Raw genomic sequence first — 21,869 nt, 5'->3', positions numbered from 1 at the left:
AACTGTCCTCTCAGAACAAGAACTGCGCCCCTCGCCGCCCGGCTAGTTATTTCGCAGGGGGCCAGGGGCGCAGAACAGAAGCAAACGTGGGTGAATTACTTCTCGATGATCGCGAGCACGTCGCGAGCCGAGAGGACGAGGTACTCCTCGCCGTTGTACTTCACCTCGGTGCCGCCGTACTTGCTGTACAGCACGACATCGCCGGTGTTGACGTCGAGCGGAAGGCGCTCGCCGTTCTCGAAGCGGCCCGGGCCCACGGCCAGGACGACGCCCTCCTGGGGCTTCTCCTTGGCAGTGTCCGGAATGACCAGGCCGGAGGCCGTGGTCTGCTCGGCGTCGAGCGGCTGGACCACAATGCGGTCCTCGAGCGGCTTGATCGCAACCTTGGAGCTGGCGGTCGACACGATCCGGTCTCCCCCTTCGGAGATCTCACGGGGTTAACAGTCTTGGGTGGGCGACCAGGTGGGCCCGTCGTCGCGGGTGCCGGACCTGCCGGTCGCACAGTACTGCTGGCACTCTCCAGTGGGGAGTGCCAGCACTGACACTATGACTGCGGTTAGCACTCGGTCAAGCGGAGTGCCAATTCACGCCCCTCGTGGCGTCCATGTCGTACGACCTCACGGCCTGGGCCGGCTCGAACCGGTCCCGCCCCAGGGAGAACGCCCGGTGCTCCCGGACCGTTCCGGGCGTCACCGGCGCGCGCACCCCGCCCTCGGCCCCGGCCCCGCCCCGTCGTGCGGTACCGGGCCACCCGGCCACCAACGCGACTGCGGGGACGGCGGCCTGACGTGCCCGTCCTCCGGCGACCGGACGCAGGCGACGACGACCATCGCGCCCGACGCTCCGTGATCACCGCGCGCCGGCGCCGGCCGCACCGCCGGCGCACTCGGCGACCGGTTCACCCGCTGCACCGCCTTGCGGCCCAGCCGTTCGATCGGGTCCACCGACTGCGCGCAGCCGGCGGTGGTGGTCAGGAGCGCACCGGCTGTCAGCAGTCCGGCCAGCAGCCGGTGCGCCCTTCTCATGCGTAGTCCTCCAGCCGGGCCACGGCGTATCCCTTGTCCGTGATGACCTTCATGACGGCCCGGACCAGGTCGGGCATGGCGCCCTTCCAGTCCTTCCTGCCCCGGAAGTGCGTGAGGATGATGTCTCCGGGGTGCAGGTCCTGGTCCTCCTCCCGCCACTCCATGTGGTCGGGGAAGGCCTCCTCCGACCACAGGGGCACCCCGGTGATGCCGCAGGCCTTGGCGATCCGGAGGGTGTCGCCGTTGTAGTTGCCGTACGGCGGGCGGAAGAGCCGGGGGCGCGTTCCGTACTCCTTCTCGATGATGTCCTGCTGGTCGCAGATCTCCTTCTTCTGCTCGTCGCGGGAGAGACCGGGCAGGTAGCGGTGGTTGAGCGTGTGGTTGTTGAGGGAGACGCCGCGGGCCTGCGCGTCCTTGAAGTACCCGTAGTCGTCGCGCACCAGGTAGTCGCTGAGGAAGGCGCTGTACGGGATGTCCAGGTCCGACATCATCCGCAGCAGCTCGGGGTCCTTGTCGTCCCCGTCGTCCATCGTCAGGAAGACGATCTTCTTGTCGGTCGGGACCGTGGTGAAGACCGGCGGCAGCGAGTCGTCACCGCCCTCGACCTCGAAGCCCTTGCGGGTGGTGATGTGCGGCTTCACGGCCGGCGGCGCCGGCGCGGCCAGCGGCGTGCCCGCCAGGCCCCACTTCTTGGCGGCGACGGCGCGGGCGGCCTGGGCGAGGCGCACCTTCTCGGCCTGCGCGGCACGGACGCCCGCCGCCCCCGCGTTCCCGGCCGGGCCGCCCGGCTGTCCGGCGTGGGCCTTGGCCGTCCGCCCGGCCCCGGTGGCGGTGTGGCTGTCGGTCCCGGCCGCACAGCCGGAGCCGACCGCGGCGACCAGGAGGGCGGCCAGAACCGCGTGACCGGGACGGCGACGCAGGTATCCGCGCCCACGCCCCGTCCCGCCCCGCGCCTGCCCCGTTCGCCCCGATCCGCGCCTCTTCACATCGGGTTCTTCCTTTTGTCTTACCAGCTGCATGGCGCCGCATACTGCCAGTCCACGATCGGGCTCACGGGCCGACACCACCGCCGGACCCGCACGGTCCCCCGGCTGGCTCACAATGGGACAGGTGAACGCTCTCGACCCGACCGACACCCACCCCGACGCGTCCGACGCCCCCGACCCTTCCCCAAGCTCTCGGCTCCGCTCGGGCGGGGGAGACCCCCTGGCCGATTTCCTGGCCCTGCGCGCCCCGGAGGGCGCCGAGCTGCTGGCCGGGCTGCGGTCGTACGACCCCGCCACGGAACTCGCCACCGCCACCCGGCTGCGCCGCACCCACCCGGCCGCCCTCGTCTCGGCGGCGCTGGGGCAGGCCCGGCTGCGGCAGCGGGCGGTGGCGAAATTCGGTGCCGAGGACGCGTACCGGATGTTCTTCACCCCGAACGGGGTGGAGCAGGCGACCCGCACCTCGGTGGCGGCCCACCGCGCCGGACGGTTCGCGGGCGCCGGGGTGCGCAGCGTCGCCGACCTCTGCTGCGGGATCGGCGGGGACGCCATCGCGCTGGCCCGTGCCGGGATCTCCGTGCTCGCCGTGGACCGCGACCCGCTGACCGCCGAGGTGGCCAGGGCCAATGCCGTCGCGCTGGGCCTGGACGCGCTGATCGAGGTGCGGTGCGCCGACGTCACGGAGATCGACACCTCGCCCTACGACGCGGTGTTCGTCGACCCGGCCCGCCGGGGCGGCCGCGGCCGGATCTTCGACCCGGAGGCCTACTCCCCGCCCCTCTCCTGGGCAACAGCCGCCGCGCTGAGGGCTCCCAGGGCGGCGCTGAAGATCGCCCCCGGAGTCCCGCACGAGGCGATCGGGCCGCGGGCGGAGGCCGAGTGGATCTCGGACGGCGGCGACGTGAAGGAGGCGGTGCTCTGGTTCGGCGAGGGCTTCGAGGCCGGTGCGTACCGCGCCACGCTGCTCCCGTCCGGGGCCACCCTGTCGGCCCCGGCCGTGCTGCCCGCCCCGCCGGTCGGTCCGGTCGGCCGCTATCTGTACGAGCCGGACGGCGCGGTGATCCGGGCCCATCTGGTCGCCGACATCGTGAACCGGTGCAACGGCCGGCTGATCGACGAGATGATCGCGTACGTCACGAGCGACGAGCTCTACGAGTCCCCGTACACCGCCGGGTACGAGATCACCGATCAGCTGCCGTTCAACATGAAGCGGCTGAAGGCGCTGCTGCGGGAACGGAAGGTCGGCGTCCTGACGGTCAAGAAGCGCGGCTCCCCGGTCGAACCGGAGGAACTGCGAAGGAAGATGAAGCTCCAGGGTCCGAACCGGGCCACCGTCTTCCTGACCCGGGTGGCGGACGCCCCGACGATGCTGATCGGCCGTCCCGTGACCGGCCCGGAGGCCGGCCGGGGCTGACGGCGGCTCCCCCGGCGGACCGGGGCCGTCCGGGCCCTACGCGAGATCGGTCAGTTCGTCGGCGTACACCTGCGAGAGCGGTTGCGGGCCCACGTACTGCTGGCAGTTGCACTGCCCCGACTCGAAGCGCACCGGCTTCTTCTGCTCGTCCCAGGCGGTCGGCACCTCGACCAGCTCATGGCACTTGCCCTGCCTGTCGTGCTTGGCGAGGTGGTGCGTGCAGCCGCAGACCGGCTCCGGCGGCCTGTGCGCCGCCTCGACGGCCAGCCGTTCCTGCTTGCCGGCCTCCAGCAGTTCCAGCCTGCGTGTGTGCCGATTGCGCAGCGCCGTACGGACGTTGTCGACGACCCAGCCGAATCCGCCCGTCCAGAAAATGATGAGCAGCCACCAGTACCACTGCATGAGACGCCCCCCTGAGTGCTTCCTGTACGTGCCAAGGATAGGGCCGGAGTCAGCGGTGCGACCCTTCGCCGAAGGAGATCAGCGGCGCGGGCGCGGGCGCCCCGATGAGCACCCGGAGCACCCAACGCCGGTGCAGGAGAGCCTTGGTGACACCGGTCAGCCCGATGAGCCAGCCGATGAACCCGAGGCCCATACCGAGGGCCACCAGGCCGTATGTGTCATCACCCCGGACCGCGCCGGCCGGAACGGCGACACAGGTGTACAGCCCGACCGCACACAGCAGGAACGAGCCCAGCAGCCAGACCAGGCTCGTCCCGGGCAGCCGGAGCGCACGGTCGGCCGCCGGGTCGCGGTCCAACTCGCCCCACTGCGCCAGCAGTCGGCGGATCTCGCGGTCGCGGCGCAGCCCGACGACGACGAGGACGACCGCCGGCACCAGGCCGCACGCGCCCACGGCGAGGAGGGCCACGCCGACGATGGCGCCGGCGACGTCGTACGACTCCTCGAAGGTGATGAGCGCCGTGCCGATCAGTGACCAGCCGAGGGCGCCGAGCGCGCCCCGGAGCCACAGCAGCCCGAGCCGCCCCGGCCCCAGATGCATCGTCACCAACTCACCGAGAACCAGGGCCCGGTCGGCGCGCAAGGCGCCCCGGTCCGGCCAGCTGCGTACCTCGACGGGCGGCGGGGGCGGGGGCAGTGTTGCGCGAGCGGGCATGCGCGAGACCCTACCGAGCGCGGTACGCCGCACGGGCCCCCGCCACGTGCGCGAAGACCGGGCCCAGAGGCTCTCGGGTGATGAACTCCGACCGCCTCTCGCTCGTTGCGCGGGGAACCTCTCACGCGTTGCGCAGGGCCTCGATGTCGAGCCGCTTCATGCCGAGCATCGCCTTCATGGCGCGGGCCGCCTTGTCCGGGTCCGGATCGGTCAGTGCCTCGCCCAGGCCGGGCGGGACGATCTGCCAGGAGACGCCGAACCTGTCCTTGAGCCAGCCGCACTGGCTCTCCTGTCCGCCGTCCGCGGTGAGCTTGTCCCACAGCTCGTCCGCCTCCTCCTGCGACGCGCAGTCGACGGAGAGGGAGACCGCCTCGCTGAAGGGGAACTCGGGGCCGCCGTTGAACGCGACGTACTCGGTGCCCGCCAGCCGGAACCGTACGGTCATCACGGCGCCCGCCTCGCCCGGTGACGGCGCGGTCCAGCGGGTCACGTCCACGACGCGGGAGTCGCCGCCGATGACCGAGATGTAGTGGTCCGCGGCCTCCTCGGCCTGGTTGTGGTCGAACCACAGGAACGTAGTGACCTTCTGCATGGTCTTTCTCCTCACGCGGTGGTGCGGATGGTCGTACGGGGTGGACCGGCCGCGGGCCCGGAATTCATCGGCCGGCCCGGTCCAGAAGCATCGCCCGGTCCAGAAGCATCGACCGTTCCCGTTCGTTGCGGGTCAGCTCCGCCGCCCGTACGAACTCGGCGCGCGCCTCGTCCGTACGGCCCATCCCGACCAGCAGATCCCCTCGGACGCTCGGCAGCAAGTGGTAGCCCTTGAGGGCGGGGTCCCCGGCCAGCGCGTCGACCAGTACCAGACCGGCCGCCGGGCCCTGGGCCATGGAGACGGCGACGGCGCGATTGAGTTCGACGACCGGGGACGGGGTCAGGGCGGCCAGGCGGTCGTAGAGCGCGGCGATGGCGGCCCAGTCGGTGTCCTCGCAGCGGGCGGCCCGGGCATGGCAGGCGGCGATGACGGCCTGGAGGGCGTACGGGCCCAGGGCCTGCCCCGCCGCGCCCGCGACGTCGTTCGCCCGGAGCAGGGCCGCGAAGCCACGGCGGATCAGCAGCCCGTCCCAGCGGGCCCGGTTCTGGTCCGCGAGCAGCACCGGCGCGCCGTCCGGCCCGGTCCTGGCGGCGGTGCGCGAGGCCTGGAGCTCCAGCAGCGCGGCCAGCGCGTGCACCTCGGGCTCCCGCGGCATCAGGCCGGCCAGCACCCGGGCCAGCCGCAGGGCGTCCTCGCAGAGCGCCGGGCGCAGCCAGTCGTCTCCGGCGGTCGCGGCGTAGCCCTCGTTGAAGACGAGGTAGATGACTTCGAGCACCGATCCGAGCCGGGCCGCCCGCTCGGGGCCGTACGGCACCTCGAAGGGGACGGCGGCCCGGCCGAGCGTCCGCTTGGCCCGGACGATGCTCCCCCATGGCTCAACGCATGGGAGGTACCCCCTCGGCGACGGTCGGCTCGGAGGTGAGGAAGGCGCGGGCGATCTCCTCGGTGGTGAGGCCGCCGAGCAGCCGGAGGGTGAGGGCGATCCGGGCCTCGGTGGAGAGCACCGGATGGCAGGAGGTGAAGATCAGCCGGAGCAGGTCGTCGTCGATGTCGTCCGGATCGGCCGGGCCGGGTTCCGGGGTGTGGCCCGCCTCGTCGAGGTCGCGGCCCATCTCGGCCAGCTTGCGGGCGTACGTGTCGCGGCGGCGCACGAGGTCGATGGCGCGGTGCTTGGCGGTGGCCATGAGCCAGGCTCCCGGGTTGTCCGGGACACCCGACTCCGGCCACTGCTCCAGCGCGGCGACCAGGGCGTCCTGCGCGAGCTCCTCGGCGATGCCCACGTCCCGCACGATCCGGGCGACACCGGCGATGATCCGCGCGGACTCGATCCTGAACACCGTCTCAACCGCGCTCGCTGCCGTCACGGCCACCCATCGTCTCCGAGGAGGACGCGGCGGAGCTGCCCCGGCTCACCGCGATCAAGGACGACCGGCGGGCGTACGCCTTCGACTACGACGTGGTGGACGAACTCGACGCGATCATCACCGGCCTGCTGACCCGAGGGACTCGAAGCGCCAGCGGTGCACCGGCCGGGTGACGATCCCCGCGTCCGGCTCGGGCAGCTCCGGCAGCTCGTCGCCGTACGCGCCCTCCCACCAGGTGATGACCAGGACCCGGTCCTGCGGGGCGCGCAGCAGCTCGCTGCGCAGCGGTGGCCGGGCCAGCTCGCCGGCGCGGGCGCGCGCCCACTCCAGCAGCTCCGCGCCCCGGCCCTCGGTGGCGCGGGCCTCCCACATCATCGCGACGGTCGCGGCGCTCACGAGTAGAGGTTGTCCTTGCTGATCTCGTGCACATGATCGTGCGTGTGGGCATGGGCATGGGCGCTGCCCGGTACGTGCGTCTCGGTCACCGGCAGCGAGGAGTCGGCCGACAGCTCCAGGTCGGAGGCCGGCCGGTTGCGCGCGACCATCTCCGCGCCCAGCGCCGCGACCATCGCCCCGTTGTCGGTGCACAGCCCCGGCCGCGGCACCCGCAGCCGGATCCCGGCGCGCTCGCAGCGCTCCTCGGCGAGTGCCCGCAGCCGCGAGTTGGCCGCGACCCCGCCGCCGATCATCAGGTGGTCGACGCCCTCGTCCTTGCAGGCGCGGACGGCCTTGCGGGTGAGCACGTCCACCACGGCCTCCTGGAAGGACGCCGCCACGTCCCGTACCGGCACCTCCTCGCCCGCGGCGCGCTTCGCCTCGATCCAGCGGGCGACGGAGGTCTTCAGACCGGAGAAGGAGAAGTCGTACGCGGGGTCGCGCGAGCCGCTCAGACCGCGCGGGAAGGCGATGGCCTTCGGGTCGCCCTCCTTCGCGAGGCGGTCGATGACCGGGCCGCCGGGGAAGCCGAGGTGCAGCACCCGGGCGATCTTGTCGAAGGCCTCGCCCGCCGCGTCGTCGATGGTCGCGCCCAGCGGCCGTACGTCGTTGGTGATGTCGGGGGCCAGCAGCAGCGAGGAGTGCCCGCCGCTGACCAGCAGCGCCATCGTCGGCTCGGGCAGCGGGCCGTGCTCGAGCTGGTCGACGCAGATGTGCGAGGCGAGGTGGTTCACCCCGTAGAGCGGCTTGTTCAGCGCGTACGCGTACGCCTTCGCGGCCGAGACGCCGACGAGCAGGGCGCCCGCGAGACCCGGACCAGCGGTGACGGAGATGCCGTCGAGGTCACGGCCGGTGACCCCGGCCTCCTTCAGGGCGCGCTCGATGGTGGGGACCATCGCCTCCAGATGCGCGCGGGAGGCGATCTCCGGGACGACGCCGCCGAAGCGGGCGTGCGTGTCGACGCTGGACGCGACGGCGTCGGCGAGCAGCGTCGTCCCGCGGACGATGCCGACGCCGGTCTCGTCGCAGGAGGTCTCGATGCCGAGTACGAGCGGTTCGTCAGCCATCAGTCAGTCTCAGTTTCTGGTACGTGTTCGTGTACGTGGAGGCGCATGACGAGCGCGTCGATGTTGCCCGGCTGGTAGTAGCCGCGGCGGAAGCCGATCGGTTCGAAGCCGAAGCGTTCGTACAGCTTCTGCGCCCGGGTGTTGTCGACCCGGACCTCCAGCAGCACCTCGGCGCACTCGAAGGCCGTGGCGTGCTTCAGCAGGTCGGTCAGCAGTTCGGAGCCGAGGCCGCCGCCCCAGTGGTCGCGGGAGACGGCGATCGTCTGTACGTCGGCGAGGTCACCGGCCGCGGCCAGTCCCGCGTACCCGACGATCCGGCCGGTGACCGGGTCCTCCGCGACCACATAGCGGCGGGTGGCCTGCGGGCCCCGGGCGTACGCCAGCTCGGACCAGAACATGCCGGGTGACCAGGCGTCGTCCGGGAACAGCTCGTGTTCGAGGTCGAGTACCGGGTCGATGTCCCACCAGCGCATCTCGCGCAGTACTGCGGTCGCGGTGGTCACTTCGGTGTGACCACCTTGTAGTTCTTCGGGACCTGCGCGTCGGGCCTGCGGAGGTAGAGCGGCTGCGGGGGCAGCATGTCGGCGCCCGCTGCGAGGCGTTCGGCGGCGAGGGCGGCCAGGGCACCGGCCGCGACGTGCTCGGGGCCGCGCGCGTCCGGGAACGCCTCGGGGTAGAGCACCGCGCCCGCGCCGACCACGGGGAGCCCGGCGAGCTGCCCGGCGATGTCGGCGGGCCGGTCGACGGCGGGTTCACCGGTCCGGGTGCGGGGGTCCTCGTAGCGCGCCCAGTAGACCTCCTTGCGGCGGGCGTCCGTCGCGACGGCGAACGGCCCCTCCAGCCCGGCCTGCCCGGCGGCGTACGCGAGGGCGTCCAGGGTGCACAGTCCGTGCACGGGCACGGACAGCGCCGAACCGAACGTCGCGGCCGTCACCAGGCCGACCCGCAGTCCGGTGTACGGGCCGGGGCCGACGCCCACGACCACGGCCGTCACGGCGTCGAGTTTCACCCCGGCCTCGGCGAGGACCCGGTCGACGGCGGGCAGGAGCAGTTCCCCGTGCCTCCGGGCGTCGACCTGACCGGACTCGGCGACGACACGGGTCCCGTCGTGCAGGGCGACGGTGACGGCAGGGGTGGCGGTATCCACAGCGAGCAAGAGCACGCAAACAGCCTACGGCTCCGCCGCGGGGAGAACCGCGCCCCGTCCGGCGTCCCGGGACCGAGGCGGCACGACTGCTACCGTCACCGGGTATACGCGGAGTACGTGTAAACGCTTGTACGACAACCCATGGCGAAAGAGGCGCGCACGGTGGCAAGGGGCAGCTCGGGAATCGTGGCCGCGCTCACCGCGGCGTCCGTCGCGGTGGTCAGCTTCCTCGCCTACCAGGCATCGGCGAACGCCCCCGCCACGCTCACCCACAAGCCGAAGGCGTCCAGCAGCACGCCGGCCGCGGCGGAACACGCCAAGCCGAAGCCCAGGAAGGACCCGCTCGCGGTTCCGGCCGCGTCAGGCACGGGCGCGCGGGTGGTGTACGCGCTGAGTGACCGGCGGGTGTGGCTGGTCGACGCGAAGGGCCAGGCGGCGCGGACCTTCGAGGTCATGCCGAGCGCGGTGAGCGCGAGGCCGGGGACCTACAGCGTCACTTCGCGCTCCGGCGTCGTCACCGGCTCCGACGGGGTGCCGATCGAGCACGTGGTGAGGTTCGCGACGACCGACGACGTGCCCATCGGCTTCAGCGCCGCGCAGGACGGCTCGATGGAGAGCCCGGACCCGACGCTGAAGGCGGGCGGCGTACGGATGTCCCGTGCGGACGGCAACGCGGTGTGGACGTTCGCCACGGTGGGCGCGAAGGTCGTCGTGGTCCCGTAGCCCGGATCGAACCCGGCCGACGACCGACGACAGCCCCGAGCCCGGCCGACGGCTGACGGCATCCACGCGCCCTGCCCACGGCTGACTGCATCCTCGCGCCCCGCCGGCGGCTGACGGCGTCCTCGCGCCCGGCCGGCACCGATCGCCCGGCTTCCGTCCTCAGGCGCCGGACCGGCTCGATGTGCCGGAGGTGGTCGGGGTGCCGGACGGTCTCGGGGGGACGCAGCCCACCGCCGGGCGCTCGGCCTCCGGCGGTGTGGACACCGCGTTCGCCGCCGCCCCCGCCGCCAGCAGCTCGCTCATCGTTACCGCCCGCGGCGGCCGCACTTCACGCTCGGATGTCGGCATGGACGCCTCCTGGGGCTCCGGTGGAAGGCACGGTTAGGCGGACCTAACCTGCTCTCGCCCTCCATGTCACCACGCCCGCCCCGCCCCGCGCAACAATTTACCGACACCGTGTCGGAACGTGGTCGTCGCCGACAGTCCCTCAGGTGCCACCGGGCCCGTCGGCCCCATCCACCACCCATGGCGCCCACGGTGCGAGCCGCAGTCCGGCCCAGCGCGCGCCCACCCCCACCAGCGTCACCGCGCGCCGCTCATCGTCCGTGTCGCCGACCGCGCGGTCGATGAGCACCCGCAACCGGTCGTCCGCCAGCTCCTCGACCTTGCCGTCGCCCCACTCGACGACCACCACCGACTCGGGCAGCGACACGTCGAGGTCCAGATCCTCCATCTCGTCGAGCCCGCCGCCCAGGCGGTACGCGTCGACGTGGACCAGCGCCGGGCCGTCGCCGAGGGCCGGGTGGACGCGGGCGATCACGAACGTGGGGGACGTCACGGCGCCGCGCACCCCCAGGCCCTCGCCGAGGCCACGGGTCAGGGTCGTCTTCCCGGCACCGAGCTCGCCGGAGAGCATCACGAGGTCGCCGGGGCGCAGCACACCGGCGATCCGGCGGCCCAGGGCCTGCATCTGTTCGGGGGACTCGACGGCCAGGTTCACGCTGACGGTGACCGGCTCGGCGCCTTCGGCGACCTCAGCCGCCGGGCTGTTGTGCGGTGCTTCCATGCCCGCCAACGTTAGAGGATTCCGGTACGGCTCCCGCCCTCACCAACAGGTCGGCCAGCCGGTCCGTCACCGTCTCCGGGTGTTCCAGCATCACCAGGTGCCCGGCGTCCGGGACGATGACCAGTTCCGCGTCGGGCAACTGGTCCGCGATCGCCTCGCTGTGCGAGCTGGGCGTCACCAGGTCCTTGTCGCCCGCCAGGATCAGCACCGGGACGTCGCGGAACAGGGGCAGCGCGGCGCTCTTGTCGTGGTCGGTGAAGGCCGGGTAGAACTCCGCGACCACGTCGATCGGCGTGGACTCGATGAGCCGCTCGGCGAACCGCTCGACCGCGGGGTCGACGTCGCGCGACCCGAAGGAGTACCGCTTGATCAGGCCGGCGAACAGGTCCGCGGTCGCCCGCCTCCCCCGCTCCACCAGCTCCGCCTGCGAGCCGAGCGCCTTCAGCACCCCGGGCAGCACCCGCCGTACCGCGTTCACGCCCGCCACGGGCAGCCCGAAGCTGACCTCGCCGAGGTTCCCGCTCGACGTACCGATGAAGGCGACGGCGGCGACCCGGTCGCGGATCAGGTCCGGGTACTGGTCGGCGAGCGCCATGATCGTCATGCCGCCCATGGAGTGCCCGACCAGCACCAGCGGACCCTCGGGCGCGGCCGCGTCGATCACGGCCTTGAGGTCGCGGCCGAGCTGGTCGATGCCGACGTGGACGCCCTGCGCCTGCGCCCGGCCGCGCTCCGAGCGGCCGTGGCTGCGCTGGTCCCAGTGGACCGTGCGCACGAGCCCGCGCAGGGCCGCGCGCTGGAAGTGCCAGGAGTCCTGGCCGAGGCAGTAGCCGTGGCTGAAGACGACCGTGACGGGGGCGGGGGCCTTGCGCCCGAAGAGCCGGCGCCGGCGCGGTCCGGCCGCGCTGCCGGGGGGTGCACCGCCCGTGCCCGGGTCACCGCCGGGTTCGATCTCGTCGGTCTCGTAGTACAGCTCGGTGCCGTCGTCGGCCGCCGCCCGGCCCGGCAGCCCGCGCAACGAGCCGTAAGGACCGGTGGCGTCCAGCGCCAGCCTGGCCCGCTTCCGCATACCGCGGCCGACCGTCAGCCGCTCGACCGCGACACCGGCCGCCGCGCCCGCGGCGATCACGCCTATGGCGGCCCCGGCGACCCCCGCCCGGCGCCAGCCGACCGTCGTGACGGCCGTCGCCATCGCGTCCCCCGCGCTGATCTCGCTCACCGTGCCGCGCTCCTCGTGGGTCGTGTCCTTCAGGTCGGAGCTGGTCCGGCCGGATCGGATCCGGCCGGTCCGGTCCTCGGATCATGCTCAGATCGTGCCTGGTCAGGAGCGCTTCCGCGGTCAGGACCCGGCCGACTTGCCGTCCGCCGTCCCGTCCCGGTAGACGCGCGGCACCCGGCCGCCGATCCGGGTGACGATCTCGTACGCGATCGTGTCCGCCGCCTGTGCCCAGTCCTCGGCGCTCGGCTCGCCCCGGTCCCCCGGGCCGAACAGCACGGCGTCGCTGCCCTCCTCGACCACGTCCCCGTCGAGGTCGACGACGAACTGGTCCATGGCCACCCGGCCCGCGATCGTCCGCCGGACGCCGCCGACCAGGACCGGACCGCGGCCCGAGGCGTGGCGCGGGATGCCGTCCGCGTACCCCACCGGCACCAGGCCGAGCGTGGTCTCCCGGGACGTCGTGTAGTGGTGCCCGTAGCTGACGCCGTGACCGGCCGGCACCTGCTTGACCAGGGCGACCGACGCGGCGAGCGTCATCACCGGCCGCAGCCCGAAGTCGGCCGGGGTGCCGAGCTCGGGGCTGGGCGAGATGCCGTACATGGCGATCCCGGTCCGCACCAGATCGAAGTGCGACTCGGGGATCGTCAGCGTCGCCGGGGAGTTGGCGATGTGCCGCACCTCGGGCTCGGCACCGGCCTTCGCGGCGTACGCCAGCATGTCGCGGAACACGTCCAGCTGGGCGGCGATGGAGGGGTGTCCGGGCTCGTCCGCACAGGCGAAGTGGGACCAGAGGCCGGTGATCCGGAGGGTGCCCGCCTCCTCGGCGGTGCGGGCGGCGGCTACGAGTTCGGGCCAGTCGGCGGGCTGGCAGCCGCTGCGTCCGAGGCCGGTGTCGGCCTTGAGCTGGACACGGGCGGGGCGGCCCGCCTCCGCGGCCGCCGCGGTGACCTCGCGCAGCGCCCACATGCCGCTCACCGACACATCGACGTCGGCCTCGATCGCCTCGCGCCAGGGCCCGCCGGGCGTCCACAGCCAGCACATCACCCGGCCGCCGAGCCCCGCCGCGCGCAGCGCCAGGGCCTCCTGCGGGGTGGCGGTGCCCAGCCAGGTCGCACCGGCTTCGAGCGCGGCGCGGGCACAGGGCACCGCACCGTGTCCGTACGCGTCGGATTTGACGACGGCCATGAGCTGCGCGCCGGACGCCCGGGCGCGCAGAACGCGCACGTTGGCGCGGAGTGCGGCGAGGTCGATCTCGGCACGGGCTCTCAAGGACGCTGTCTCGTTCATCGCGCCCAGTGTCTCAGAGCCGCATGGCACGGCCCCCGGGCACCGGTCGCGGCAGGGCGCACCGCTCCGGCGCGCGGGCGCGTCGGCGGGAGCGGCGACAGGCGCGTCGGCGGGCCGGCGCGACGGGAGCGGCGGCGATCACGTCAGCCGTGGCGCAGCTCGTGTTCCAGGTGGTCGACGAGGACCGGTACGTGGCTGTGCGGGACGTCCTTGACGGCCGTGACCAGCGTCACCGGGCCGCCGTCGCGGACCAGTGCGACGAGTTCGCCGACGGCCGCGGTGTGCACGGGGTCGGCCAGCTCGGCGCGGTAGCGGTCGACGAAGTCGTCGTAGCGGGTGCCGGAGCGGTCCTCGTGGTACCAGGAGCGCAGCTCGCTCGACGGGGTGAGGTCCTTGAGCCACTTGTCGATCGCGGCGCGGTCCTTGGCGACCCCGCGCGGCCAGAGCCGGTCGATCAGGACGCGGGTGCCGTCGCCGTCCTCCTGCGGGTCGTACACCCGGCGTACCCGCACGTCACTGCTGCTGCCCACGACCGATCACTCCCTCACTGCCGCCGCCCCCGTTCCCTCAGCATCACTCAGACCCGTACGTCCCGCCAGGCCGCCCGGATCGCGTCCGCGACGTCCTGCGCGGCGACCGGGGAGCCGTCCGAGGCGTGCCGGGCCGCGAGGCCGTGGAGGTGGGCGCCGACGGACGCGGCGTCGCGGGGGGCGAGGCCGGCGGCGAGCAGGGAGCCGGTCAGCCCGGACAGGACGTCGCCGCTGCCCGCGGTGGCCAGCCAGGAGGTGCCGGTCGGATTGACCCGCACGGGGGTGTGCGGGTCATCGGTGGCGATCAGGGTCGTCGACCCCTTGAGCAGGACCGTCGCACGGAACCGGGAGGCGAGTTCGCGTACGGCGGCGAGCCGCCCCGCCTCGACCTCCTCACGGGGGACGCCGAGCAGCGCGGCGGCCTCCCCGGCGTGCGGGGTGAGGACGGTGGGGGTGGTGCGCGCCCGCACGACGGCGGCGTCCAGCAGCCGCAGCCCGTCCGCGTCGACCAGCACCGGGACGTCCGCGGCCAGCACGTCCCGGACCGCTTCGACGGCGTCCGTGCCGTCGCCGAGCCCCGGCCCGACGACCCAGGCCTGTACCCGCCCGGCCTTCGACGGCGGGCCCGCGTGGACCAGGGTCTCGGGATGCCGCGCGATGACCGCGTCCGCCCCCGGACCGACGTACCGCACCGCACCGGCCCCGCCGCGCAGCGCCCCGGAGACGGCCAGGACCGCCGCTCCCGGATAGCGCGCCGACCCGGCGACGATGCCGACGACACCGCGCCGGTACTTGTCGCTCTCGGCGCCCGGGACGGGCAGCAGCGCGGCCACGTCCGCGTACTGGAGCGCCTCCAGATCGGGTACGTCGGGCAGTTCGGCGCCGAGCCCGATGTCGACGAGGTGCAGCGCCCCCGCGAGTTCGGCGGCCGGGTCGACGAGCAGCCCCGGCTTGTACGCCCCGAAGGTGACGGTCGCGTCCGCGCGGACCGCGTCCCCCAGCACCTCTCCGGTGCCGGCCTCGACACCGCTCGGCAGATCGACGGCGACGACGGGCGCCCCGTGTGCCGTGTACCGCTCCACCAGTGCGGCGGCCCCGGGGCGCAGCCCGCCGCGCCCGCCGATGCCGGTGATGGCGTCGACGACGAGGTCGACCCGGCGGCCCCAGTCGCGGTGCGGGTCCGCCGCTCGGCCCGCGTCGGCGTCCACCACCCGCCCGCCCGCCGCGCGCAGCGCCGCGCTGCCGCCCTCGTGGGCCCGGCCCGGGGTGACCCGTACGGCCACCACCCCGGCCCCGCGCCGGGCGAGCCGGGCGCCCGCGTACAGGGCGTCGCCGCCGTTGTTGCCGCTGCCGACGAGGAGGACGACCCGGGACCCGTACACCCGGCCGCCGCGCCGCAGCAGATCGGCGCAGGCGGCGGCGAGCCCGGCGGCAGCGCGCTGCATCAGCGCGCCCTCCGGGAGCCGTGCCATGAGGGCCTGTTCGGCGGCCCGTACGGTCGAGACGCTGTACGCAGTACGCATGGCTCCAACGTACGCGGAGGTGTACGCCTTCGGCACTCGGACGGGCTCCTCGCTCCGGCGCCACGATCACCCCTCCGCGATCGCCCCTCCCCGATCACCCCCCTGATCACCCCTCCGCGATCACCACGGCCGACGCGATCCCCGCGTCATGGCTGAGCGACACATGCCACTGCCGCACGCCCAGTTCGGCGGCGCGCGCGGCGACCGTGCCGCTCACCCGCAGCCGGGGCTGCCCGGTCTCCTCGACGTACACCTCGGCGTCCGTCCACAGCAGCCCGGCGGGCGCGCCGAGCGCCTTGGCGAGGGCCTCCTTGGCGGCGAACCGGGCGGCCAGCGAGGCGATACCGCGCCGCTCGCCGCCGGGCAGCAGCAACTCCTGCTCCAGGAAAAGACGTTGGGCCATCTGCGGCGTGCGCTCCAGCGCCGCGTCGAACCGCTCGATCTCCGCCACATCGATCCCGACCCCGATGATCACGTACGTAGCCTCAGCTCTCACTCCACGGTGACGGACTTCGCCAGATTGCGCGGCTGGTCCACTTCGTTGCCGCGGGCCGTGGCCAGTTCGCAGGCGAAGACCTGCAAGGGCACGGTCGCGACCAGCGGCTGAAGCAGCGTAGGCGTTGCGGGAATCCGGATGAGGTGGTCGGCGTACGGGACGACCGCCTCGTCGCCCTCCTCGGCGATGACGACGGTGAGGGCGCCGCGGGCCCGGATCTCCTGGATGTTCGACACGATCTTGCCGTGCAGCACCGAGCGCCCGGCCGGGGACGGCACCACCACGACCACCGGCAGACCGTCCTCGATGAGGGCGATCGGCCCGTGCTTGAGCTCTCCGGCGGCGAACCCCTCGGCGTGCATGTACGCCAGTTCCTTGAGCTTCAACGCGCCTTCCAGGGCGACCGGGTAGCCGACGTGCCGGCCGAGGAAGAGCACGGTGTCGTGGCCCGCCAGGGAGCGCGCCAGTGCGCGTACGGGCTCCATGGTCTCCAGGACCCGCTCGACCTCGCCGGAGATCGCGGAGAGCTGACGGATGACGGTGCGGATCTCGTCGCCCCACTTGGTCCCGCGGATCTGGCCGAGGTACAGGGCGACGAGGTAGCAGGCGACGAGCTGGGTGAGGAACGCCTTGGTCGAGGCGACAGCGACCTCGGGCCCGGCGTGCGTGTAGAGGACCGCGTCGGACTCGCGCGGAATGGTGGACCCGTTCGTGTTGCAGATGGCGAGGACCTTCGCCCCCTGCTCCCGGGCGTGCCGCAGCGCCATCAGGGTGTCCATCGTCTCGCCGGACTGCGAGATCGCGATGACGAGGGTGCGCTGGTCCAGGATCGGGTCCCGGTAGCGGAACTCGCTGGCCAGCTCGGTCTCGCACGGGATCCGGGTCCAGTGCTCGATGGCGTACTTGGCGATCATCCCGGCGTGGAACGCGGTCCCGCAGGCGACGATCACCACCTTGTCGACCTCGCGGAGCTCCGTCCGCGTGATCCGCACCTCGTCGAGGTGGAGCGTGCCCTCCGAGTCGATCCGGCCGAGGAGGGTGTCCGTGACGGCCTTCGGCTGCTCGGCGATCTCCTTGAGCATGAAGGAGGGGTAGCCGCCCTTCTCCGCGGCGGACGCGTCCCAGTCCACGTGGTACGGCTGCACCTCGGCGTCCCGCCCGTCGAACCCGGTGACGACGACACCCTCCCGGCGCAGCTCCACCACCTGGTCCTGGCCCAGCTCGATCGCGGACCGGGTGTGCGCGATGAACGCGGCGACGTCGGACGCGAGGAACGCCTCGTCCTGCCCCACCCCCACCACGAGCGGCGAGTTCCGCCGGGCTCCGACCACCACGTCGGGCTCGTCCGCGAACACGGCGACGAGGGTGAACGCCCCTTCGAGCTGCCGGCAGACCTGCCGCATCGCCTCGGCCGGGTCCCCGCTGCCCGCGTACGCCTCGGCGAGGAGGTGTGCGACGGCCTCGGTGTCGGTCTCGGAGACCAGCTCGTGGCCGCGCCCGGTCAGTTCGGCGCGCAGGGCGGCGAAGTTCTCGATGATCCCGTTGTGCACGACGGCGACGCGTCCGGCGTTGTCGTGGTGCGGGTGGGCGTTGACGTCGGTGGGCCCGCCGTGGGTCGCCCAGCGGGTGTGGCCGATGCCGGCGCTCCCGGTCGGCAGCGGCCGCTCGACCAGCAGCTTCTCCAGATTGACCAGCTTCCCGGCCCTCTTCGCGGCGGCCAGCCCGCCATCGGCGAGGACGGCGATCCCGGCGGAGTCGTACCCCCGGTACTCCAGCCGCTTGAGGCCGGCGACGACGACGTCCTGCGCCGACTGCCTACCGACGTATCCGACGATTCCGCACATACCGGTCCCTTCGTGGTCACCTGCCCATGTTCTTCGCATATTCGCAGAAGGGGCGTGGGGTGTCGGGGAGGACGGCGTCGGTCAGGGAATGCGGCGCCACGGCTCGGCGCCGGAGCACGCCGCCGCCCCGGAGGACTGCGCCGGGCCGTCCCCCACCCGACGACCCTGATCACGGGCCCACCCGCGCGGGCTTCTAATATCAGTTTCGGTGTTCTCCGGCGGACGCCGACGCCCGCTCGGTCGTGCCCCGCCGCCCAACAGCGACACGACACGACGACGGCCACCACATGGCGTCGGAGTCGAGCATCGACGAGAGGAACGTTCATGCGTGCCCGGAATATCGTTGCCGCCACCGCGACAGCACTGGCGCTGGTGGGCGCCCGCGACCTCGTCCAGAAGAAGCACGCACTGCTCCGGAACTTCCCGGTGGTCGGGCACGCCCGGTACCTGCTGGAGACGATCGGGCCGGAGCTGCGGCAGTACATCGTGACCTCCAACGACGAGGAGCGCCCGTTCAGTCGTGACCAGCGCACCTGGATCTACGCGTCGGCGAAGGGCGAGAACAACTACTTCGGGTTCGGAACCGACAACGACATCGAGCACGTGCAGGGGCACGCGTACGTGAAGCAGCGCACGTTCGCCGGAGAACTGCTCCCCGACGTGCACGACCCGCAGGCCCTGCTGCCCTCGGCCAAGGTGTTGGGCGGGCCGCGCGGACGCGCCAAGGCGTTCCGGCCGGCGAGCGTGGTGAACATCTCGGCGATGAGCTTCGGATCGCTCTCCGGTGCGGCGATCACGGCCCTCAACAAGGGGGCGGCGCTGGCGGGCACGATGCACAACACGGGCGAGGGCGGCCTCTCGCCGTACCACCGCAACGGCGGCGACCTGATTCTTCAGCTCGGCACGTCCTACTTCGGCTGCCGCAACGAGGACGGCAGCTTCAACCTTGACAAGCTCATGGATGTGGTCGCCGGCGCCCCGGTCAAGGCGATAGAGATCAAGCTCTCCCAGGGCGCCAAGCCAGGGCTGGGCGGGTTGCTGCCGGGCGCGAAGGTGACCCCGGAGATCGCCGAGATCCGTGGCATCCCGCTCGGCGAGGACTGCGCCTCCCCGTCGCGGCACACCGCGTTCAGCGATGTCGACTCGATGCTCGACTTCGTCGAACTGCTCGCCACCGAGACCGGTCTGCCGGTCGGGATCAAGAGCGCCGTGGGAGAGATGGCGTTCTGGCAGGAGCTGGCCACGCTGATGGCGCGTGGCGACCGCGGCGTCGACTTCGTGACCGTCGACGGCGGCGAGGGCGGCACCGGGGCAGCACCGTTGATCTTCGCCGACTCGGTGTCGCTGCCGTTCCGGATGGGCTTCTCCCGGGTCTACGGCACCTTCGCCGAGCTGGGGCTGACCGACGACCTGACCTTCATCGCCTCCGGCAAGCTCGGCCTGCCCGAGAACGCCGTGGTCGCCTTCGCTCTCGGTGCCGACATGATCAACGTGGCGCGTGAGGCGATGCTGTCGATCGGCTGTATCCAGTCGCAGAAGTGTCACACCGACAAGTGCCCCACCGGCGTCGCCACCCAGAACCCGCGGCTGGCCCGCGGCCTCGACCCGACCTCGAAGGCCGCCCGCGCCGCCGCCTACCTGCGCACCCTGCGGATGGAGCTGATGAAGGTCTCGGCGGCCGTCGGCGTCGCCCACCCTGCCTTCATCACGGCCAACGACATCGAGATCCTGAACGGCGACTACGACGCCCGCACCCTGTCCGGTGTCTACGGCTACAAGGACGGCTGGGGCGAGCTGGGCCCGCACGTCGCCGATGAGATCACCGCGTTGCTCGCCACCCGGTCGAAGGCGGCCTTCGAGCAGGGACCGGCCGTCTGAGACACCGGCAGTGGACCTGAACAGCTCCTGAAGGGTCGATGCCGTTCCTGCGGCCGAGCAGTAAAGTAGGAACCACTCATACTTTGAGCCGTTCCTACTTTACCGCCTGCCTCAGGAGAGCCCGTGGCCTTCACCGGACGCAGCCGTGAGCTGCGCATTCTCGGAACATGGCTGGAGCGCGTCACTTCGGGGGCAGGGGGCAGCACCGGGCAGGCGCTGGTGATCAAGGGCCGACGCCGGATCGGCAAGACCCGCCTGGTGCAGGAGTTCTGTGCCCGTTCGGGGCAGCCGTACGTCTTCTTCCAGGCGACCCGCAGCCAACCCGCGCCTATGGCCCGGCGGGCCCTGTTCGACGCGGTTGCGTGCGGCCAGGGAATGCGAGACCACGGCGCGGCGCTGGAGCACGCCGCCGCCCCGCAGGACTGGGTCCGGACGCTGGCCGCAGTCGCGGCCACCCTGCCCACGGACGAGCCGGTGATTCTCGTACTGGACGAGGTCCCCTGGCTCTCCGAGGCGGACCCGGGATTCGACGCGGCGCTCAAGACGGCGTGGGACATGCATCTGTCCGCGAAGCCGGTGCTCCTGCTGCTGCTCGGCTCCGACCTGGCGATGATGGACCGGCTGACGTCGTACGACCATCCGTTCTACGGCCGGGCGGGTCAGTACACCGTGGGGCCGCTCAGCCCGGCGGACGTGCAGGATTCCACCGGACTGGACGCGGCAGCCGCGCTCGACGCCTACCTCGTCACCGGGGGCTTCCCCGAAGTGGTCACCGGCTGGCGGACCGGGGAACCCGTCGCCGCGTACCTGAACCGCCAGGTGGAGGACCCGTCGTCGGTCCTGCTCACGACGGGTGAGCGATCCCTCGCCGCGGAGTTCCCCGCCAGGCTGCAGGCGGGCAGAGTGCTCCGGGCGATCGGCTCCGGCGAGCGCACCTTCTCCGGCATCGCCGCAAGCACGGGCGGCGCCGACGGGCGAGCGCTGGCGCACGGCACCCTCGCCCCGATACTGGCCGAACTCACCGAGGCGAAGCGGATCGTGGCCGCCGACCTCCCGCTGTCCACCCGGGCGGCCCCCAAGCTCAAGCGCTACCGCATCGCGGACACCTATCTGCGCTTCTGGCTGGCCCACTTGGAGAACGCCGTCGCACAGGCAGAAAGAGGCCGGGGCGAGGTCTCGGCCGCACGCATCCAACAGTCCTGGCCGTCCTGGCGGGGGCGCGCGGTGGAACCGGTGATCAGGGAGTCGCTCGCCCGCCGGGTGCCGGACGGCCTCTTCCCCGAGGCGACCGAGGTCGGCGGCTGGTGGAACCGTCAGAACAACCCGGAGGTCGACCTCATCGGTGCCGACACCCAACCGGTGGCGCGCCAAGTCGCCTTCGTGGGCTCGGTGAAGTGGCGCGACGAGACCCCGTTCGGGGCACGGGACCTGGCCGAACTCGTCGCGTCCGCGCAGCAGGTGCCGGGCGCGCAGGGCGCGGCCCTGATCGCGGTCAGCCGCAGGCCCCCGACAGACGCGGCGGCCGAGGGGCTAGCCGCGCACTGGGGGCCCGAGGACGTACTCGCCGCGTGGCGGTGACCGGGCTGACCGGCCCTTGATCGCCGGAGCCCCGCCGGCGGGAACCGAACAGGCGTCCCTGATGCTCTAGCGCGGTACACGCCGATCCGCAGGGGGCAGTCATGCGCACTTCCGACACGGGTGCGGGCACCCCTGGGCGGGCCCTGGCCGCCCGCCCGGGGCGCTACGCGGTCTTCAGCTGGGTGAAGCGGAGGCGGTTGCCGAACGGGTCACGGAAACCGCAGTCGATTCCGTAATCACGCTCGGTGGGCTCCTCCGTGAACTCGACGCCCTTGGCGAGCAGCGTCTCGTACGTCTTGCGGCAGTCGTCCGTGGTGAGGATGAGCCAGCCGCCCATCGCGCCCTTGGTCACCAGTTCGCGTACCTGCTCCGCCGTCTCCTCGGACATCGCGGGAGCTCCGGGCCTCTCCAGCAGGATCTGGCGCTCCGGGTGGCCGGGGACGCTGACGGCGAGCCAGCGCATGAAGCCCATGTCGACATCGGCGGCGACCTCCAGGCCGAGCTTGCCGACGTAGAAGTCGAGGGCCTGGTCCTGGTCGAGGACGTAGATCTGCGAGTGCGTGATTGCGTTGAACATG

At 72.6% G+C, this 21,869-nt stretch carries 23 protein-coding genes and 1 pseudogene; 4 read left to right on the top strand and 20 right to left on the bottom strand.

Features of this window, described 5'->3' with window-relative positions; genetic code table 11:
* Positions 1-95: 95 nt before the first annotated feature.
* The 3 genes from groES to FHX80_RS18155 all read right to left on the bottom strand — a co-directional run bounded on the left by groES (position 96) and on the right by FHX80_RS18155 (position 2,044).
* Complete coding sequence (groES, locus tag FHX80_RS18165; protein WP_145765123.1) at positions 96-404, bottom strand: co-chaperone GroES; 309 nt, start codon at positions 402-404, stop codon at positions 96-98.
* Positions 405-689: 285 nt separating this feature from the next.
* Positions 690-1,025: a hypothetical protein gene (locus FHX80_RS18160; protein WP_145765122.1), complete on the bottom strand. Its 336-nt coding sequence runs from the start codon at positions 1,023-1,025 to the stop codon at positions 690-692.
* Positions 1,022-2,044, bottom strand: coding sequence for a polysaccharide deacetylase family protein (locus tag FHX80_RS18155; RefSeq protein WP_145765121.1), 1,023 nt, complete (start codon positions 2,042-2,044; stop codon positions 1,022-1,024). The genes FHX80_RS18160 and FHX80_RS18155 overlap by 4 nt, the downstream gene beginning before the upstream one ends.
* Positions 2,045-2,126: 82 nt before the next feature.
* Here FHX80_RS18155 and FHX80_RS18150 point away from each other — a divergent pair, with 82 nt between their 5' ends.
* A complete protein-coding gene (locus tag FHX80_RS18150) occupies positions 2,127-3,425 on the top strand; it encodes a THUMP-like domain-containing protein (protein WP_145765120.1) in 1,299 nt (432 codons plus the stop codon).
* 36 nt (positions 3,426-3,461) lie between these two features.
* On the opposite strand, the gene FHX80_RS18145 is transcribed toward FHX80_RS18150, so the two are convergent.
* From FHX80_RS18145 to tsaB, 8 genes and pseudogenes are all read right to left on the bottom strand, one after another.
* Positions 3,462-3,827 carry a hypothetical protein gene (locus FHX80_RS18145; RefSeq protein ID WP_145765119.1) on the bottom strand — a complete coding sequence of 122 codons (366 nt, stop codon included), beginning with the start codon at positions 3,825-3,827 and terminating at the stop codon, positions 3,462-3,464.
* Between the two features lie 49 nt (positions 3,828-3,876).
* The gene (locus FHX80_RS18140; RefSeq protein WP_145765118.1) at positions 3,877-4,542 is read right to left on the bottom strand and encodes a hypothetical protein; all 666 of its coding nucleotides are present in this window, start codon (positions 4,540-4,542) and stop codon (positions 3,877-3,879) included.
* A 121-nt stretch (positions 4,543-4,663) separates the two neighbouring features.
* On the bottom strand, positions 4,664-5,134 hold the full coding sequence (locus FHX80_RS18135; protein WP_145765117.1) for a VOC family protein: 471 nt from the start codon (positions 5,132-5,134) through the stop codon (positions 4,664-4,666).
* A gap of 64 nt (positions 5,135-5,198) precedes the next feature.
* Positions 5,199-6,498: pseudogene (locus FHX80_RS18130) on the bottom strand (RNA polymerase sigma factor).
* Positions 6,499-6,615: 117 nt separating this feature from the next.
* Positions 6,616-6,894 carry a hypothetical protein gene (locus tag FHX80_RS18125; protein ID WP_145765116.1) on the bottom strand — a complete coding sequence of 93 codons (279 nt, stop codon included), beginning with the start codon at positions 6,892-6,894 and terminating at the stop codon, positions 6,616-6,618.
* Entirely contained in the window at positions 6,891-8,000 is a 1,110-nt protein-coding gene (gene tsaD, locus FHX80_RS18120; RefSeq protein ID WP_145765115.1) for a tRNA (adenosine(37)-N6)-threonylcarbamoyltransferase complex transferase subunit TsaD, read from the bottom strand. The genes FHX80_RS18125 and tsaD overlap by 4 nt, the downstream gene beginning before the upstream one ends.
* The gene (gene rimI, locus FHX80_RS18115) at positions 8,000-8,503 is read right to left on the bottom strand and encodes a ribosomal protein S18-alanine N-acetyltransferase (protein WP_145765114.1); all 504 of its coding nucleotides are present in this window, start codon (positions 8,501-8,503) and stop codon (positions 8,000-8,002) included. Before rimI ends, tsaD begins: the two co-directional genes overlap by 1 nt.
* Entirely contained in the window at positions 8,500-9,162 is a 663-nt protein-coding gene (gene tsaB / locus FHX80_RS18110; RefSeq protein WP_244318318.1) for a tRNA (adenosine(37)-N6)-threonylcarbamoyltransferase complex dimerization subunit type 1 TsaB, read from the bottom strand. The genes rimI and tsaB overlap by 4 nt, the downstream gene beginning before the upstream one ends.
* A 171-nt stretch (positions 9,163-9,333) precedes the next feature.
* On the opposite strand from tsaB, the gene FHX80_RS18105 reads away from it, so the two are divergent.
* Positions 9,334-9,870, top strand: a complete 537-nt coding sequence (locus FHX80_RS18105; RefSeq protein WP_145767366.1) for a hypothetical protein — start codon at positions 9,334-9,336, stop codon at positions 9,868-9,870.
* A gap of 159 nt (positions 9,871-10,029) precedes the next feature.
* On the opposite strand, the gene FHX80_RS18100 is transcribed toward FHX80_RS18105, so the two are convergent.
* The 8 genes from FHX80_RS18100 to glmS all read right to left on the bottom strand — a co-directional run bounded on the left by FHX80_RS18100 (position 10,030) and on the right by glmS (position 17,835).
* A complete protein-coding gene (locus FHX80_RS18100) occupies positions 10,030-10,218 on the bottom strand; it encodes a hypothetical protein (RefSeq protein ID WP_145765113.1) in 189 nt (62 codons plus the stop codon).
* Between the two features lie 139 nt (positions 10,219-10,357).
* Positions 10,358-10,936: a tRNA (adenosine(37)-N6)-threonylcarbamoyltransferase complex ATPase subunit type 1 TsaE gene (gene tsaE, locus FHX80_RS18095; RefSeq protein ID WP_145765112.1), complete on the bottom strand. Its 579-nt coding sequence runs from the start codon at positions 10,934-10,936 to the stop codon at positions 10,358-10,360.
* Complete coding sequence (locus tag FHX80_RS18090) at positions 10,905-12,155, bottom strand: alpha/beta fold hydrolase (RefSeq protein ID WP_145765111.1); 1,251 nt, start codon at positions 12,153-12,155, stop codon at positions 10,905-10,907. Before FHX80_RS18090 ends, tsaE begins: the two co-directional genes overlap by 32 nt.
* Before the next feature lie 120 nt (positions 12,156-12,275).
* Positions 12,276-13,442 (bottom strand): alanine racemase, encoded by a 1,167-nt coding sequence (alr, locus tag FHX80_RS18085; RefSeq protein WP_145765110.1) that lies wholly within the window; start codon positions 13,440-13,442, stop codon positions 12,276-12,278.
* A 143-nt stretch (positions 13,443-13,585) separates the two neighbouring features.
* Positions 13,586-13,972 carry a DUF488 domain-containing protein gene (locus tag FHX80_RS18080; protein ID WP_145765109.1) on the bottom strand — a complete coding sequence of 129 codons (387 nt, stop codon included), beginning with the start codon at positions 13,970-13,972 and terminating at the stop codon, positions 13,586-13,588.
* A 47-nt stretch (positions 13,973-14,019) separates the two neighbouring features.
* On the bottom strand, positions 14,020-15,495 hold the full coding sequence (locus FHX80_RS18075; RefSeq protein ID WP_145765108.1) for an NAD(P)H-hydrate dehydratase: 1,476 nt from the start codon (positions 15,493-15,495) through the stop codon (positions 14,020-14,022).
* Positions 15,496-15,601: 106 nt separating this feature from the next.
* Positions 15,602-15,970 (bottom strand): holo-ACP synthase, encoded by a 369-nt coding sequence (locus FHX80_RS18070; protein ID WP_145765107.1) that lies wholly within the window; start codon positions 15,968-15,970, stop codon positions 15,602-15,604.
* A gap of 17 nt (positions 15,971-15,987) precedes the next feature.
* Positions 15,988-17,835, bottom strand: coding sequence for a glutamine--fructose-6-phosphate transaminase (isomerizing) (gene glmS / locus FHX80_RS18065; protein WP_145765106.1), 1,848 nt, complete (start codon positions 17,833-17,835; stop codon positions 15,988-15,990).
* A 324-nt stretch (positions 17,836-18,159) separates the two neighbouring features.
* Here glmS and FHX80_RS18060 point away from each other — a divergent pair, with 324 nt between their 5' ends.
* Together FHX80_RS18060 and FHX80_RS18055 are read left to right on the top strand one after the other, a co-directional pair.
* Positions 18,160-19,713: an FMN-binding glutamate synthase family protein gene (locus tag FHX80_RS18060; RefSeq protein ID WP_145765105.1), complete on the top strand. Its 1,554-nt coding sequence runs from the start codon at positions 18,160-18,162 to the stop codon at positions 19,711-19,713.
* A 123-nt stretch (positions 19,714-19,836) separates the two neighbouring features.
* On the top strand, positions 19,837-21,291 hold the full coding sequence (locus FHX80_RS18055; protein WP_145765104.1) for an ATP-binding protein: 1,455 nt from the start codon (positions 19,837-19,839) through the stop codon (positions 21,289-21,291).
* Between the two features lie 163 nt (positions 21,292-21,454).
* On the opposite strand, the gene FHX80_RS18050 is transcribed toward FHX80_RS18055, so the two are convergent.
* Positions 21,455-21,868: a VOC family protein gene (locus tag FHX80_RS18050; protein WP_145765103.1), complete on the bottom strand. Its 414-nt coding sequence runs from the start codon at positions 21,866-21,868 to the stop codon at positions 21,455-21,457.
* Position 21,869 lies beyond the last annotated feature (1 nt).

This window comes from Streptomyces brevispora, assembly GCF_007829885.1.
Lineage (GTDB): Bacteria > Actinomycetota > Actinomycetes > Streptomycetales > Streptomycetaceae > Streptomyces > Streptomyces brevispora.
Note: the sequence above shows the minus strand (reverse complement) of the source record. Positions and strands in the feature narration are given on the sequence as shown.

Coding starts and splice junctions, on each gene's coding strand:
- FHX80_RS18160 (WP_145765122.1), bottom strand. CDS start 1,025: ATGAGAAGGGCGCACCGGCTGCTGGCCGGACTGCTGACAGCCGGTGCG.
- FHX80_RS18155 (WP_145765121.1), bottom strand. CDS start 2,044: ATGCAGCTGGTAAGACAAAAGGAAGAACCCGATGTGAAGAGGCGCGGA.
- FHX80_RS18150 (WP_145765120.1), top strand. CDS start 2,127: ATGGGACAGGTGAACGCTCTCGACCCGACCGACACCCACCCCGACGCG.
- FHX80_RS18145 (WP_145765119.1), bottom strand. CDS start 3,827: ATGCAGTGGTACTGGTGGCTGCTCATCATTTTCTGGACGGGCGGATTC.
- FHX80_RS18140 (WP_145765118.1), bottom strand. CDS start 4,542: ATGCCCGCTCGCGCAACACTGCCCCCGCCCCCGCCGCCCGTCGAGGTA.
- FHX80_RS18135 (WP_145765117.1), bottom strand. CDS start 5,134: ATGCAGAAGGTCACTACGTTCCTGTGGTTCGACCACAACCAGGCCGAG.
- tsaD (WP_145765115.1), bottom strand. CDS start 8,000: ATGGCTGACGAACCGCTCGTACTCGGCATCGAGACCTCCTGCGACGAG.
- FHX80_RS18100 (WP_145765113.1), bottom strand. CDS start 10,218: ATGCCGACATCCGAGCGTGAAGTGCGGCCGCCGCGGGCGGTAACGATG.
- tsaE (WP_145765112.1), bottom strand. CDS start 10,936: ATGGAAGCACCGCACAACAGCCCGGCGGCTGAGGTCGCCGAAGGCGCC.
- alr (WP_145765110.1), bottom strand. CDS start 13,442: ATGAACGAGACAGCGTCCTTGAGAGCCCGTGCCGAGATCGACCTCGCC.
- FHX80_RS18075 (WP_145765108.1), bottom strand. CDS start 15,495: ATGCGTACTGCGTACAGCGTCTCGACCGTACGGGCCGCCGAACAGGCC.
- glmS (WP_145765106.1), bottom strand. CDS start 17,835: ATGTGCGGAATCGTCGGATACGTCGGTAGGCAGTCGGCGCAGGACGTC.
- FHX80_RS18060 (WP_145765105.1), top strand. CDS start 18,160: ATGCGTGCCCGGAATATCGTTGCCGCCACCGCGACAGCACTGGCGCTG.
- FHX80_RS18050 (WP_145765103.1), bottom strand. CDS start 21,868: ATGTTCAACGCAATCACGCACTCGCAGATCTACGTCCTCGACCAGGAC.